Source organism: Shimia gijangensis (assembly GCF_900142085.1).
Lineage (GTDB): Bacteria > Pseudomonadota > Alphaproteobacteria > Rhodobacterales > Rhodobacteraceae > Shimia > Shimia gijangensis.
Genome location: NZ_FQZQ01000041.1, coordinates 1 through 13,074 on the forward strand (window position 1 = coordinate 1; position 13,074 = coordinate 13,074).

Below are 13,074 nucleotides of genomic sequence, written 5' to 3' on the forward strand. Positions count from 1 at the left end.
CTCGGCAGATTGCTTTGCAATCGCCTGCCGGGCAATGGTTGTGACCTTGTGTTTGCGGGTCCGTACGACCGATATGCCGTTTTGACGCATCAACCTGCCCACCCGGCGATGTCCGACATCCAAACCGATCTCTTTCAACTCTTCGGTCATACGTGGCCGACGGTAGCTGCCCAAACTGAGGCGTGACTGTTCCTTGATGTGAGCCAGCGTCACCAGATCAGAACGCTGCCGTCGGCTGGCTGGACGACTTCGAAATGCCCTCAAACCGCGCGTGCTAACGCCAACGACATTGTACAACCGGTTGGTCGGAAAGCTGGCTCTGTGTTCTTCAACAAACCTAAATCTCATTGCTTTAGGCCCGCAAAGAACACCGTGGCCTTTTTTAACACTTCCCTTTCCTCCTTGAGGATGCGGTTCTCACGCCGAAGCCGGTCATTCTCTTGAGCGAGGCTTAAATCCTCTTTTGACACCACACCCGTGTCTCGGTGTGCCGTGATCCACTTGTTCAGCGTCGACATCCCGACCCCAAGATCATCAGCCACCTGTTTGCGCGTTAACCCACTGGTCAGCGCGATCCGCACAGCATCTTGCCGGAATTCGTCCGTCCGTTTCAGTCCCATAGTCAGTCTCCTTTGTTGCAGTAAATGCTATCAAAGGAGCGGCATCAAACCGCGACAGGTCCAGTCTGAATAAACAGGCTCCGGTAGATCGTCTCATGCGAGATACGTTTGTCTTCCTCATCAGGATGTTCGCGCATGAGCCAACCTGCGATTTGTTGCGGGGACCACTTGCGGTGCAGCTTGGTCGATATCATGCGGCAAAGATAGTCGTTGCCGACCAGCTTACAGGGCTTTGGACGGTGTGCTCGATCCCAGGCCTTCGCGTCGGACCTGGCAGCACGGTAATGTTTGGTGCCACCATTGCGGCGAACTTCACGGCTGATAGTTGAGGGTGCCCGGTGAAGGTTGCGCGCAATGGACCTCAGCGACTGCCTGGCTACAAGGCCCCGCGATATCTCTTCCCGCTCACCGAGTGTTAGCGCCAACCGCGACCGCGTCCGGGCTATTGGTCTGATGCCCCAGTGCTCTCAAGTAATGAATAGATGGACGAAGAGCCGCGATCAAACACACGTCCGATCGAGCCCATCGACTCTCCGCGTTGCCACCGATCCCAGATCTCCATCTTCTGCTTCTCTGAGAAAATTGTCCGCTTCCGATAGGCCATGACTTACACTCTATCTTTCCAAAAAGATTATAGTGTTGCGTCGACCCGTTGAAACCGCCCCGCGTTGCCGACCTTGGTTTCATGTACAATCAATGATTGCAAAGCGGACATTGCTGCCTTTGAACCGATTTGCCCTGACTGCCGCTTTCGCCCAAAAGCAGACTCTGCAAAATCAGAGTTGATTGCTTCAGTGCGACTTGTCGTACCAGACGCCCGCTGCAAGCGCGGCACCTCGGGGAAGTGAAGCCCCAAACTTGAGCATCCGTTTACCTCAAGGAGTTGCTATTGTTGTCACTCTGTGTCAGATTGTCGCGATACAAGAAACGATTGATGTAGATTACAGGCGCGACCATTGAGCCTCTTCGCTTAGGTATTTTCTTAAGAGAAGATCCTCACTTAACCTCAGTAAAGAGGTTCTTATGCGTGTTTCTAAATATTGTTCATTGTTAGTTTTGGTGAGTGCTCTTTTGTTGAACGCATCTGAGATCACCGCGCAAATTGGTAAAGTTGTGGACGTCAAATCTGGTGCAACGCTGACATCTGGCGGGGCTACGGTTAGGTTACGGACAGGGATGTCCGTGGATTCTGGAGATGTCGTCAAAACAAATCGATCTGGTGTCGTTCAACTTATTTTTGTTGACGAAACTAAGATTGTCGTCGGACCGAACGCCAATATGGTGTTGGATGTATCCATGATGCGGGGTCAGCAACGGGTAAGGAATTTTACCGTTAAAACTCTTGGTGGTAGTTTTCGCTTTATTTCCGGGAAAAGCAGTCGGGAAGCCTACAAAATCGCAACTCCAACGGCCACGATGGGGATCCGGGGCACAATATTTGATTTTTGGGTTCTCGACAAACGTCAGACATCCCTTGCCATTCTCAAAGGCTCGGTTCGAATGTGTGGAGAAAACGGATCATGTAAGAATGTAAAGGGTAGCTGCTCGCTGGCTGTGACAACTCCACGGGGACAAATTGCGGCACCAAAAGACCTTGAACAGACCGAAAAAGCAATTTCCACTGGCTTTCCCTTCATTCTGTCCCAGCGGATTTTGCAGAAACCATTCCGAGCAGATTTGGGGGGATGCGGTAAGCATCTGAACCCGCCTTCTCGGTCAGCTGAATCACTTTCAATAGCGCCCACTCCTCCAAGTCCACCAACTCCGGAGCCTCCAACACCACCAGCTCCGGAGCCTCCAAGTCCACCAACTCCGGAGCCTCCAACACCACCAACTCCGGAGCCTCCATCACCACCTGCCCCGGGTTCCACAAATCATCCGGGCCAAAGTGGCCCCAACGGCAATAGTGCTGGCAATGGGAACAGCATTAGCCGGGGACAACACGGGTCAGGCACGGGAAAAGGGCAAGGCGTCTTCCGTCGCGTTTCAGCTCGCATAACTGAAGGCAGCTCTGCGCCCGGTGTTAGAAATGCGCTGAGTTCGGAAGCCGGGGGGGGAAGACCGGGTGGCAACGGTGGTGGAAACGGCAACGGTGGCGGGAATGGAAACGGTGGAGGCAACGGCAACGGTGGAGGCAACGGTGGTGGAAACGGCAACGGTGGCGGGAATGGAAACGGTGGAGGCAACGGCAACGGTAGTGGAAACGGCAAAGGTGGCGGCAATGGCAATGGGGGAGGTAACCGCGAGTGAATTGCCGATCAGTTAAAGCGTACTGAATGCTCAAAAGTCCCGGAAAAAATAGGCGCCGATGGATATTCCGATTGCTAGGCGGCATTTTGATCGTTTGCGGGTGTTTTGTACGGGTCGCAGATCCGTATCCGGTCGAAGCAGCTCGACTGATTTATTTTGATTATCTCCAACGTCTTTCTCCGCGGCCATTTGATCCTGACTTGCCCGTGCGCGTTGTGGATATCGACGAAGCATCCCTTAGCGAAATTGGCCAGTGGCCTTGGCCCAGGACAGTAACCGCCCAACTGGTTGAGCGGTTAGTGGGCTACGGTGCGGCGTCTATTTCGTTCGATATGCTGTTTGCCGAGCCGGACAGATATTCACCAGCTCGTCTTTCCGAAGATCCTGTGTTTTCGAAACTATTACGTGACGGCGTTGATGTTTCCGAACTTGATAACGACGAGCGATTTGCTCAATCCATCGCCCAAAGACCGGTCGCACTAGGGGTGGCTGCGCGGATCGGTGATGTTGAAAGCAATATCAGACCAAGGGCTGGAATTATCGAGATCGGCGAAAACCCAGGGTTGAAAATTCCCCAGGCCCTGCACTGGACACCTTTGGCGGCCCCGCTGGATCAGGTCGCGGTCGGGATTGGAGGTGTAAATGTCTCGCCGATGGGTGAACTCGCCGTCGTCAGAACCGTTCCTCTGCTGTGGAGAGGTCCAACCGGTGTATTGCCGAGTCTGAGCATCGAAGCTCTGCGCCTGGCGTTAGGTGAACAGAATATTTTTGTTGAAGGGGCCCAAGAAGAAAGCGGCGTCATTCTTTCAATATCGCTGGGGCCATTTACCGTGCCGACGACCGAAACGGGGCATCTTTGGCTGCGTTATCGTCACGATGATCCGGCGTTGTATTTATCTGCAACTGAAGTATTGCGTGACCCGGATGATGAATGGCTTCGATCTCAGATCGAAGGTAGAATTATCCTTGTCGGGACCTCTGCTGCGGGGCTACTTGATATTCGGGAAACCCCTTTGGGCAAGTCGGTCCCAGGCGTTTCGATCCATGCCCAGGTGATCGAGCAGGTGATCCAAGGCAAGATGCTACAACGCTCCGACAACACTGCCGCTCTGGAATTGATCGCATATGTGGCGCTGGGAATGGTCGTGACGAGTTTGATGTCAATATCGGGTTCTGTGATCTCGTTTCTGGTTGGTGGTCTGGCAGCCTCTTTCGTTTTAGGGCTCAGTTGGTTTGCTTTTCAAACCGGCCTAATCCTGTTTGATGCAACGTTTCCCATGATTGGAGGCATTGTCAATTTTGGTATTCTTGCAGGATACCTGTTTATAGCCGCCGAAAGCGACAAACGTGTTATCAAGCGTTCTTTTGCCCACTATGTTGCACCGGAAATTCTCGACCAAATGGAAGAGAGTGGTCAAGAATTTCAGCTGGGTGGGGAAACCCAAGACATTACAGTGATGTTCGCTGATATCCGCGGTTTTACGTCTCTAAGTGAAACCATGCCAGCTCTGGATATGGTGGCGTTGCTCAATGAATTGTTCACATCTCTGGGCGAAGAAATCCTTGCTGAACAAGGTACAATCGACAAATTTATCGGGGATTCAGTCATGGCGTTTTGGAATGCGCCAATGCAAATGGAAGAACATCCCAAATTGAGTGCCAAAGCCGCATTGCGTATGCGTTCTGCTTTGGCCTTATTCAATGACACTCGCAAAGATAGTTCGCTTCCTCCGATCGAATTTGCAATCGGATGCGCAACTGGCCGCGCATGTGTTGGAAACATCGGTTCTCAGAATCGTTTTAACTACACAGTGATTGGGGATGTCGTGAATGTCGCGGCGCGGATTGAGGCGATGTGTCGGCATGTGTCTTATGATATTTTGGTGTCACAAAGCGTGGCAGCTTCTTCAGAATCCGAGTTGGCGTTATTGGAAGCAGGGACAGTGCAGCTTAAGGGTAAATCTTCAGCAGAAACAATTTTCTTAGTCGTAGGCAATGAAGAGGTTGGCCAATCTCCTGCCTTTTTGGAGTTAAAGCAATCTCACTCAGAGCTACTTGAGTTACTTCAAAACAGAGCCCCCAATCGAGATGTAGATTTAGCTGTCAAAATTTGCCAACGTCGAGCTATCGGTATCGATCCCGGCTTGATGGCATTCTATGATCGAGTTTTGGCGCGTTCAGAAGATTTTTCCCAAATGGCCGCGTGACGTTACACTTTTTAATCGGATTGGAATACGTACTTTGAGTATCAATCTTTTTGGATACTCACGTTTCATTTTTCCAAGGCAAAGAACGGCCGCTTTGTCGACCTTAACTGCCAAGATATACTTGTCGCAGCATTAGTCACTCTGGGCTCTCACCTGCCTTTCTCTGCGGTTTGCCCGAATGGCTGGATTCCGCCTTTAATCGACCATGATGCCGGGGTTCAGTCCTCGGACACCGACCACCAATCCGGCCACTTGACCTTGCCAGGCATCCGAGTTGCAGCCAGGACGGTGCGCTGTTGATCCGATGTCAGAGGTCTTTCAAGACGGTTGAGCGCGGCTTCGACAATCCAGGGTTCAAGCTTCATCTGAGCGGTCGGGCGATAGGGGTCCAGTATCCGCGCCATGCGAAGGGATTGCAGGGCATCATTGGCTCCAAAATCCTTCGGCATAAAGTATATAGCTTCGATAGGATCATCGGTTTCGCCGGCCACACCGCGAACACGTGCCTCTTCGATCGCACGCAGACTGGCCCGCGCAGATGCGCCATCACCTTCCAGCCCATCCTTGGCAAGTTTCAACAGAAACGCCTCAGCCGCAGTTATCTTACGCTCAATGCCGTCTTCCCGGATAGTTACTGTTTGCCCGAGCACGGCATCGAACGGAATTTCCTTCTTCCGGCCACGCGGCCGCCCCTTCGGATTGCCGCTTTGACCTTTTTTGAACTGAGTGGATACAGGCGGGTTGCCATAGCCGACCCGGGATATGCCAAACCCACCACTCATGCCGGTGTCCCCCGCGGCAAGACAAGCGTGTCTGCCTCCCAGGTCGTGCGCCTGATCTCAGCAATCTCTTTGTCGGTCAGTTTGGCCCCACCCCGGCGCCGACGCAAAGCTGCCTGCACCGCCCAGGGTTCCAGTCTCCATCGGTCGTACTTGTCCTCCGGCCCGATTTCGAAGCGCCGTCCGATCCCCAGTATCATTAGGGCGTCATTGGCATTCTCCGGGTTGTACCCCTGACAGAGATCAACATGTCGTACTTGCTTTGGCGCGTGCATGGCCAGCGCCTGCTCACGTTTCAGGATCATGCGCTGGATTTCACGCCGGGCTGCACGATTGCCTCCCAGGGCTTGCTGATAGGTTTTGTGCTTGCAGCGCCTCTTCAACCGACACCTCTCTTGCAACACCCTCCTTCGTTACAGTGAGGGTCTTGTCGACGATCACGTCGTATGCGGAGGTTCGACTGTCTTTGCTTCTCCGCCCCTTTGGCCGCCCCTTCGGATTGCCGCTCTGACCTTTGCGGAACTGACCGGACTTTGTCCTCGACGCCGATCTCTGATCGCTCATGCAGTTGCCTCGGCGGTCAATCGACGGGGCTCCTTTCCGGTCATCGCCTGCCAGCGCGCAAGCGCCACATCGACATAGGCCGGGTCGATGTCCAATCCACGGAACCGGCGACCTGCGCGTTCCGCGGCAATCAGGCTGGTGCCTGAACCCAGAAAGACATCCAGAACCAACTCGTCTCTATTGGTCACGTCGCAAATTGCATCAGTAACAAGCCCAACGGGCTTTACCGTCGGGTGCAAGTCAAGATCCGCCCGCCGGCTCCCGCCGAAGGAGTTGACCGACGCGTAGTCCCAGACATTGGTTCGATTGCGCCCATGCCGCCCAAGCTCAACCATGTTCTTATGAGGCGACGATCCCACCCGATAGACGAAGATCAATTCATGCTTCGAGCGATAGAGCGATCCCATGCCCGCATTCGACTTGTTCCAGATACACAGGTTCAGAAGATCGCCGTAGACCCCCTGCCCCACGGCGGACACATCGTCCATGTGCCGCCAATCCATACAGACAAAATGCACCGCCCCGTTGCGAGAAACCTCAACGCAGGCACCAAGTGTATCAGCGAGAAACGACCGAAACTCTGACGTCGTCATCTCGCCGGACGCCATGGCAAATTCATCGTGCCGTCCTTCGGAGATGGCATGACCGTTGATCGCGACGTTGTAAGGCGGATCAAGAAAGGCCGCGTCAATCTCCCCCGCCCCAACCACCCGACGCAGGAAGTCGGGATCGCGCGCATCGCCGCAACCGATCCGGTGATCTCCGATCTCCCAGATGTCGCCCAGTCCTGTACGCGGCTCAACTGGCACAGCCGGAATGATCTCATCGTCCGGATCAGATGTATCGGCAAGGATCACATCGATCTCGCCCGTGGAAAACCCCGTCAGGGTCAGGTCAAGATCCACGTCCAGCGTGGCGAGTTCGCCAAGTTCGAGTTTCAGGAGATCAAGGTCCCAACCCGCGCCAAGTGCAATCTTGTTGTCCGCGAGACGAAGGGCACGTTTCTCCGCATCACTCAGTCCCGCCAACGTAATCGTTGGCACTTCATCCAATCAGATGTCCCTTGCGGCGCGCAATCGACCGTGCCCGGCGATCAAGGCATCGCCCTCATCTATCAGAATGGGATTGGTAAACCCAAACGACGCAATTGCCGACTTCAGTTGCTCAATTTGTCGCTTGGGATGGGTTCGCGCATTCCGCGGATCTGGTGTCAGATCCTCGACCGGGCGATAGGTGATGGTGAGAGGTGAGTTTCGGGAAGGTTTTTCAATATCTTGTATGTCAAAATTCATGTACCGCAATGTAGGGTGCCAGGCTGTGGATTAAAAGGGCCAGATGATGAATTGCATGATACGCCCCAACACAGCCGCGTCCGCGAGATCGTTGGCTTCCCTGTTAATGAGAACATCATTGCCTGTTTCTGCGCATTGTGTCCCTGTTGATGCACCCCAAGTTCCCTGTTTTGCAGATTAACAGGGAAGTGAGAATTGCGACCTGTAAGCCCATGATATCGCGATGGAAACAACGCCACAAATCGGCGCGGGACCCCAAATTCTCCTGTTTTGGGGTCGTTTTTGGCAATTTTTCCCTGTTCTTTCCCTGCAAAACAGGGATACGCGCCTGAGACCAGTTCGCACTAGACTGCGTCCTCCTCCACTTTCTCTCCTTCGAACCTGAGATTTTCTGAGCGCCATCAATAGTGACTTAATTTCAATGAGTTACAGGCAACCATGACACCAGAGACCTCTAAATTGAGCTCTGATCAGAGCACTATTCGGTCGATTTCGGAGAAAGTCTCAGCGCGTCAGTTTCGCGTGAGGTCTTGAGGCCTATCGGTGGTTGCGGGCCTGTTGAAACCCAATAACCTCACACTGTTTTTCCCAATCCAGCGGCAGCTCCGGCAGATCGCGAAGAGTCTTCGCCGTTAGATACGCTGGTTGGCGACCTTCCAGAATGGCCGTCGAAAGATCCGGTTCCAACCAGGCAAGAGGCAAGATGCGGCTGACCACACCACTTCGCAAACCTTCCCGGTCCGTGAGTTAATTGATGGAATAAGCTGTTCCATCAATTGACTCACTTGCCCATCGCCGTGCATCGGCGACCAGAGCAATGAGTTCCGAGTCCGGATTCGCTGAATTGTGCGGTGCGATCACGATCGGTTTCGCGCGACCAATCTGGCGCCGTTTGAATGGAATTTCGAAGTTGACGGGAATGGGTTCACCTGAGCTTTCTTCTCCCAGCATTGCTGCCAGGTTCATCGAAACCTCAAGTCCTTCCACCCTTGCGACGACACGGGTAATCAGGGAATACAGGTATTGTTGAGCATTGGCTGCGTCGTCTCTCTGATCAGGTTGGTTCAACGCATTGGCCGCACGAAGGACACCCGCAATAAGAGCAGCATCCTCAATGTGCATCCTTATCTGATCAGCAATCCAAACATGGTCAGAGAGCCGGTCGGTAAGCGCCGACAAAATAACGCGCTCGATCTCTTGCGCAGGCAATCGTTCGACTGGAATGTCATCATCTGGCTGTGACTTGGTTGAAGCGTAGTACCAGTAGCGTTTTGTCTGCTGCACGCCATCCCGGCACAGCGACTTGCTGGCATAGGAGGCGCGCATTTTCCGATCAGCGGAATCAAACAAAAGTCCATTCAAAATCCGACCGGTGCGGTGGCGTTTGGTTCTGGTTTCACGACCGCCATTGTTTTCCAGTTGGGTTTGCACAAATTGCCATGTCACGTCATCGATGATCGCCGTATGACGCCCTTCGTGAATCTCATCTTTGTGCCGGGTCTTTCCAACGTAGATCGGGTTGCGAAGCATGTAGTAGAGTGCGCCTTGCGAGAAGAATTTGCCGCCCTTGCTGTGTCCATGTCGGTCAACCCAACGTCTGCTAAGGATGTTCAGCTCTCTTAGGCGGACCGACAGTTTGCGGACGCAACCGGCGGCCAGGTATTCGGCAAAAATGGTTCGCACCGAGGTCGTTTCGGCCTCATTGACCACCAAAGCCTTGTCAACGGCTTCATATCCAAAGGGGACAGATCCCCCCATCCACATTCCTTTTTGTTTCGAGGCTGCAACTTTGTCCCTGATGCGTTCCGCCGTCACGTCCCGTTCGAACTGCGCGAATGACAACAACACATTCAATGTCAGTCGCCCCATGGAAGATGTGGTGTTAAAGGCCTGTGTGACAGAGACGAAAGACACCCCTGCCCTGTCAAAGGTGTCCACCATCCTGGCAAAGTCACTCAGAGATCGTGTCAGCCGATCCACTTTGTACACAACGATGATGTCGATGCGACCGTTGCGGACGTGGTCCAGGAGTTGCCGCAGACCGGGGCGATACATCGATCCCCCGGAATACCCACCATCGTCATAGCCCTCTGAAAGCTGGCTCCAGCCTTCATGCTTCTGGCTGAGGATGTAGGCAGCACAGGCCTCGCGTTGCGCATCCAGCGAATTGAAGTCCTGTTCAAGCCCCTCCTCGGTCGACTTGCGGGTGTATATGGCACAGCGCTTGCGGATCATGACTTAATGCCATCCCGCAGGCCGAAGAACTTTGGACCGTTCCGATTGGTGCCTGTCATCGCGCGGGCCACCGCAGACAAGGACGAATAGCTCTCACCGATCCACATCACGCCATTCCCGGTGACAAAAACCTCGTGCGTGGTTCCGCCCCACTTCTTCAGGATGCGGGTGCCCTCGGCGGGGTCGAAAACAGCCGTAATGCCCAACCGCCTTCCGCCACTGCGCTTGCTCCGATCTCCGGTGACCTTTAGCCACCCACGTCGCACTTTAGCGGATTCGCCTCCTGACTGTCTGACCTGCACTTCCCAGGCCAGCGCCACCCGCATCAGGCGCGCCGTGAATGTCTTCGGGGGGTGGATCCCTTTGAGCTGTTTCCACAGGCTTCGAAGCTCTGCGGCCTCCAATTGTTCAATTTGTGAGACGTCAAACTGATCTCCCGCCGCACTCATTGGTCTGCCCCATGTGAGACGATGCGGTAGCGCGGGGACCGTCCCGAGCGGTCAAGATCAATCGTCACGCCCGCCTTCCTCAGCCGTGATATCGCTGCCCGTATCGTATGCGGCTGCCAATCCAACTTACTCTGAAGCTGGGCCACCGTCGCCCCGGAACGGCGCGATAGCAGTTTGCACAGTTCGCCAGACTTGGTCCTGCCCGCGAGTTTGGATGGCCTGGGCTTGGCATGGTCGGTCTTAAGTGGCTGGGATTGTTGTTCCGTCATTGTCGTCTCCTCTTGGAAGCAGGGCTTTCTCGCGCCCTGTACTGACCAAAGCCCAGTATTCCGGGCGGGAGATTCAATTCGTTCAACGACGTCAGTGACGCTCGTCTTGGCTCGGAAGTCCAGTGGAAGATTGACAATCTTGCGGACGTTACAAGTCATCATAGGCGGGCGGCTGGTGCCGCCCGCTTAACCCTCATATGTCGATCTTCTCAGCGATACTCAGCGCGTCTTCCAGTTCGACGCCCAAGTATCGAACTGTGCTATCCACCTTGGTGTGGCCGAGTAAAAGCTGCACCGCGCGCAAGTTCCCGGTTTTCCGGTAGATCAGCGCTGCCTTGGTGCGCCGTAGCGAAAGTGTGCCATATCCGCTCGGATCAAGACCAATCGCGGCCACCCAATCACGGACCAACCGGGCATATTGCCGGGTCGATACATGCGGCCTGTCGTGGAAGCGGCTGGGAAACAAGAACGGGCATCCGAGCATCTCCGGGTGCCATACCCATTCCAGATGGAATCGCGGGTGTTCTCGGAAACCTCGAACTGAACGGGCCGCCGGGTCTTACTCTGGATCACTGTCACACGTTCGCGAACCCTGTCACCAACAACAAGATCGGTGACTTTCAACCGAAGGGGTCACAACCGCGCAACTTGCTGTCAATCGCCAGATTAAACAGTGCCAGATCCCTGAGATTTCCCGCAAGTTCCAACCGGGCTCGGATGGCCAGACCTGCTTGGCAAGAAGCGGGCGTTTCTGACCGATCAGGCGCCCCTTATCCCACGGTGTGCGTTTCGGTTTGGTGGCGGGAAGTTGAATATCGGGCATTGATCGTCCTCCATCCGTCCCTCCCACTCCAAACATCGACACCGCGTCAACTGAACGACTTTACCAATTGATCGAACGGCCGGTTCCACCAGCACGCCAGACCTTCGTTACACACGCGGCGAATGACGGCTCCGAGCCGATTGTGTTGAAAAACTCGCTGTTTCTGGGGTTTCGGAACGGGCGATAGCGTTGATTTATTGGGTTGTCCGTGGTCAGGCTCCGGCTCATCCTAAGGCGGGCCCCATAGGCTTGAGTTTGGCTGGTTTCCGGAGGTTTTGAGCGGTTGCTGCGAGTGTAAATTCGTCTTGAACGCCACATGGTCCACGTAATCGGAGCCGCCCCAAGCCAAGGATGCGTTTGAGGTGTGCGAAGAGCATCTCGACTTTCTTTCGTCGCCTTTGTGCTGTGACATTGAACTCGGATGCGGTGCATTGACGAGTAAAGTCCCGGACGATTTCGTATTTCTCGCGATGGACTGCACGGGCCTCGGAGTTGGGACAGCACTTTTCTTTCAGCGCGCACCCTGTGCAATCGGACTTTAGCGCCCGATACTTGCGGACTTTCCAGCTCGGTGCATTGCGGGCGGGGTCGGAATAGGTGCGCCAGGTGTGCTTCATCTCTTTGCCGCCCGGGCAAATGTAGCGGTCGTTCTCGTCATCCCAAGTGAAGTCGGATCGTGAGAACGTGCCATCCGTACGCTCGCCTTTATCAAAGACAGGTATGAAGGGAAGGATTTGCCGTTTGAGCGCGAGCCAGACAAGATTGTCAGATGAACCATACGCCGTGTCTGCCGCGATCCAATCTGGCTTGATGCCAAAGCGTTCTTCGGTCCGGTCGAGCATCTTACGCATAGCACCCACTTCGGCGGTTTTGTTCGTCCGGCAGGCGTCTACATCAACGATGACACTGTGATCCGTATCGATCAGATAATTGGTGGAATAAGCAAAGAAAGCGGGGCCTTTGCGCGCTGCGGTCCATTGACTGGCGGGGTCGGCATGCGCCGTAAACTTGGGCTTGGTCGTGGTGGCTGCGCCAAAGGCCTCGTCGTCCAAGGTATCAAGGTACTCGCGCACCGCTCGTGGCGCGTCGCTTGGATTGATCTCGCGTGCGGCCCAGTCGTCAGGATTGCTGGAGTTCTGCTTCTGAACATCCGCGCTGATCAAACTGGCATCCACAGCGAAACCCTGACCACCCACCAACCCTTCTTGCATGCAGCGCGCAACGGTCATGTCAAACACATGGCGCAGCAGGTCACTCTCGCGGAACCGACCGTGGCGGTTCTTAGAAAAGGTCGAGTGATCTGGAAGGCGGTCGGCCAGATCAAGACGGCAGAACCAGCGATACGCGAGGTTCAGATGCACTTCTTCGCAGAGCCGCCGCTCGGACCGGATACCAAAACAGTATCCTACCAATAGCATACGGATCAGCAGTTCAGGATCGATAGATGGGCGGCCTGTGTGGCTATAGAAATCCGCAAGGTGCGTACGGATACTGAATTGGTCCTGCATTTCTGTACAAGTTTGCGGCTTGGCTAAGATGTATCGAGTTTTGTTCATGCCGCTTTTCGTATCTGCGCGTGGTCGAAG

The 13,074-nt window shown here is 54.5% G+C and carries 12 protein-coding genes and 4 pseudogenes; 3 read left to right on the plus strand and 13 right to left on the minus strand.

Annotated elements, in window-relative coordinates; genetic code table 11:
• Both BUC32_RS20510 and BUC32_RS21310 read right to left on the minus strand, forming a co-directional pair.
• Positions 1-620: pseudogene (locus BUC32_RS20510) on the minus strand (IS3 family transposase); the annotation flags it as partial.
• A 62-nt stretch (positions 621-682) separates the two neighbouring features.
• Positions 683-1,224: pseudogene (locus BUC32_RS21310) on the minus strand (transposase); the annotation flags it as partial.
• 572 nt (positions 1,225-1,796) lie between these two features.
• Here BUC32_RS21310 and BUC32_RS21275 point away from each other — a divergent pair.
• Positions 1,797-2,108: pseudogene (locus BUC32_RS21275) on the plus strand (FecR domain-containing protein); the annotation flags it as partial.
• 145 nt (positions 2,109-2,253) lie between these two features.
• Here the strand turns inward: BUC32_RS21275 and BUC32_RS21065 are convergent.
• Entirely contained in the window at positions 2,254-2,472 is a 219-nt protein-coding gene (locus BUC32_RS21065) for a hypothetical protein (protein WP_245815225.1), read from the minus strand.
• Between the two features lie 213 nt (positions 2,473-2,685).
• Here BUC32_RS21065 and BUC32_RS21070 point away from each other — a divergent pair, with 213 nt between their 5' ends.
• Both BUC32_RS21070 and BUC32_RS19290 read left to right on the plus strand, forming a co-directional pair.
• Positions 2,686-2,886 (plus strand): hypothetical protein, encoded by a 201-nt coding sequence (locus tag BUC32_RS21070; RefSeq protein ID WP_245815226.1) that lies wholly within the window; start codon positions 2,686-2,688, stop codon positions 2,884-2,886.
• 55 nt (positions 2,887-2,941) lie between these two features.
• A complete protein-coding gene (locus BUC32_RS19290) occupies positions 2,942-5,077 on the plus strand; it encodes a CHASE2 domain-containing protein (protein WP_245815227.1) in 2,136 nt (711 codons plus the stop codon).
• Between the two features lie 218 nt (positions 5,078-5,295).
• On the opposite strand, the gene BUC32_RS19295 is transcribed toward BUC32_RS19290, so the two are convergent.
• The 10 genes and pseudogenes from BUC32_RS19295 to BUC32_RS19335 form a co-directional block, all read right to left on the minus strand.
• A complete protein-coding gene (locus tag BUC32_RS19295; protein ID WP_073257085.1) occupies positions 5,296-5,859 on the minus strand; it encodes a DUF5681 domain-containing protein in 564 nt (187 codons plus the stop codon).
• On the minus strand, positions 5,856-6,161 hold the full coding sequence (locus BUC32_RS20835; protein WP_073257088.1) for a hypothetical protein: 306 nt from the start codon (positions 6,159-6,161) through the stop codon (positions 5,856-5,858). The genes BUC32_RS19295 and BUC32_RS20835 overlap by 4 nt, the downstream gene beginning before the upstream one ends.
• A 10-nt stretch (positions 6,162-6,171) precedes the next feature.
• Positions 6,172-6,420, minus strand: a complete 249-nt coding sequence (locus tag BUC32_RS21280) for a DUF5681 domain-containing protein (protein ID WP_073257091.1) — start codon at positions 6,418-6,420, stop codon at positions 6,172-6,174.
• Positions 6,417-7,463: a DNA modification methylase gene (locus BUC32_RS19310; RefSeq protein ID WP_245815229.1), complete on the minus strand. Its 1,047-nt coding sequence runs from the start codon at positions 7,461-7,463 to the stop codon at positions 6,417-6,419. Before BUC32_RS19310 ends, BUC32_RS21280 begins: the two co-directional genes overlap by 4 nt.
• Positions 7,464-7,472: 9 nt before the next feature.
• On the minus strand, positions 7,473-7,712 hold the full coding sequence (locus tag BUC32_RS21075) for a ParB N-terminal domain-containing protein (protein WP_245815228.1): 240 nt from the start codon (positions 7,710-7,712) through the stop codon (positions 7,473-7,475).
• Positions 7,713-8,459: 747 nt separating this feature from the next.
• Positions 8,460-9,947: a recombinase family protein gene (locus tag BUC32_RS19315; protein ID WP_083599427.1), complete on the minus strand. Its 1,488-nt coding sequence runs from the start codon at positions 9,945-9,947 to the stop codon at positions 8,460-8,462.
• Positions 9,944-10,396 carry a DUF2924 domain-containing protein gene (locus tag BUC32_RS19320; protein WP_073257094.1) on the minus strand — a complete coding sequence of 151 codons (453 nt, stop codon included), beginning with the start codon at positions 10,394-10,396 and terminating at the stop codon, positions 9,944-9,946. The genes BUC32_RS19315 and BUC32_RS19320 overlap by 4 nt, the downstream gene beginning before the upstream one ends.
• Positions 10,393-10,665: a DUF3489 domain-containing protein gene (locus tag BUC32_RS20760; protein ID WP_073257102.1), complete on the minus strand. Its 273-nt coding sequence runs from the start codon at positions 10,663-10,665 to the stop codon at positions 10,393-10,395. The genes BUC32_RS19320 and BUC32_RS20760 overlap by 4 nt, the downstream gene beginning before the upstream one ends.
• 193 nt (positions 10,666-10,858) lie before the next feature.
• A pseudogene (locus tag BUC32_RS19330) lies at positions 10,859-11,488 on the minus strand (tyrosine-type recombinase/integrase).
• A 224-nt stretch (positions 11,489-11,712) separates the two neighbouring features.
• Positions 11,713-13,044 (minus strand): transposase, encoded by a 1,332-nt coding sequence (locus BUC32_RS19335; protein WP_245815230.1) that lies wholly within the window; start codon positions 13,042-13,044, stop codon positions 11,713-11,715.
• Positions 13,045-13,074: the final 30 nt, after the last annotated feature.

What these genes read in the sequence shown, in the direction of transcription:
- BUC32_RS19335 (WP_245815230.1), bottom strand. Translation starts at nt 13,044, where the DNA reads ATGAACAAAACTCGATACATCTTAGCCAAGCCGCAAACTTGTACAGAA.
- BUC32_RS21075 (WP_245815228.1), bottom strand. Translation starts at nt 7,712, where the DNA reads ATGAATTTTGACATACAAGATATTGAAAAACCTTCCCGAAACTCACCT.
- BUC32_RS19295 (WP_073257085.1), bottom strand. Translation starts at nt 5,859, where the DNA reads ATGAGTGGTGGGTTTGGCATATCCCGGGTCGGCTATGGCAACCCGCCT.
- BUC32_RS20760 (WP_073257102.1), bottom strand. Translation starts at nt 10,665, where the DNA reads ATGACGGAACAACAATCCCAGCCACTTAAGACCGACCATGCCAAGCCC.
- BUC32_RS21280 (WP_073257091.1), bottom strand. Translation starts at nt 6,420, where the DNA reads ATGAGCGATCAGAGATCGGCGTCGAGGACAAAGTCCGGTCAGTTCCGC.
- BUC32_RS19315 (WP_083599427.1), bottom strand. Translation starts at nt 9,947, where the DNA reads ATGATCCGCAAGCGCTGTGCCATATACACCCGCAAGTCGACCGAGGAG.
- BUC32_RS20835 (WP_073257088.1), bottom strand. Translation starts at nt 6,161, where the DNA reads ATGATCCTGAAACGTGAGCAGGCGCTGGCCATGCACGCGCCAAAGCAA.
- BUC32_RS19320 (WP_073257094.1), bottom strand. Translation starts at nt 10,396, where the DNA reads ATGAGTGCGGCGGGAGATCAGTTTGACGTCTCACAAATTGAACAATTG.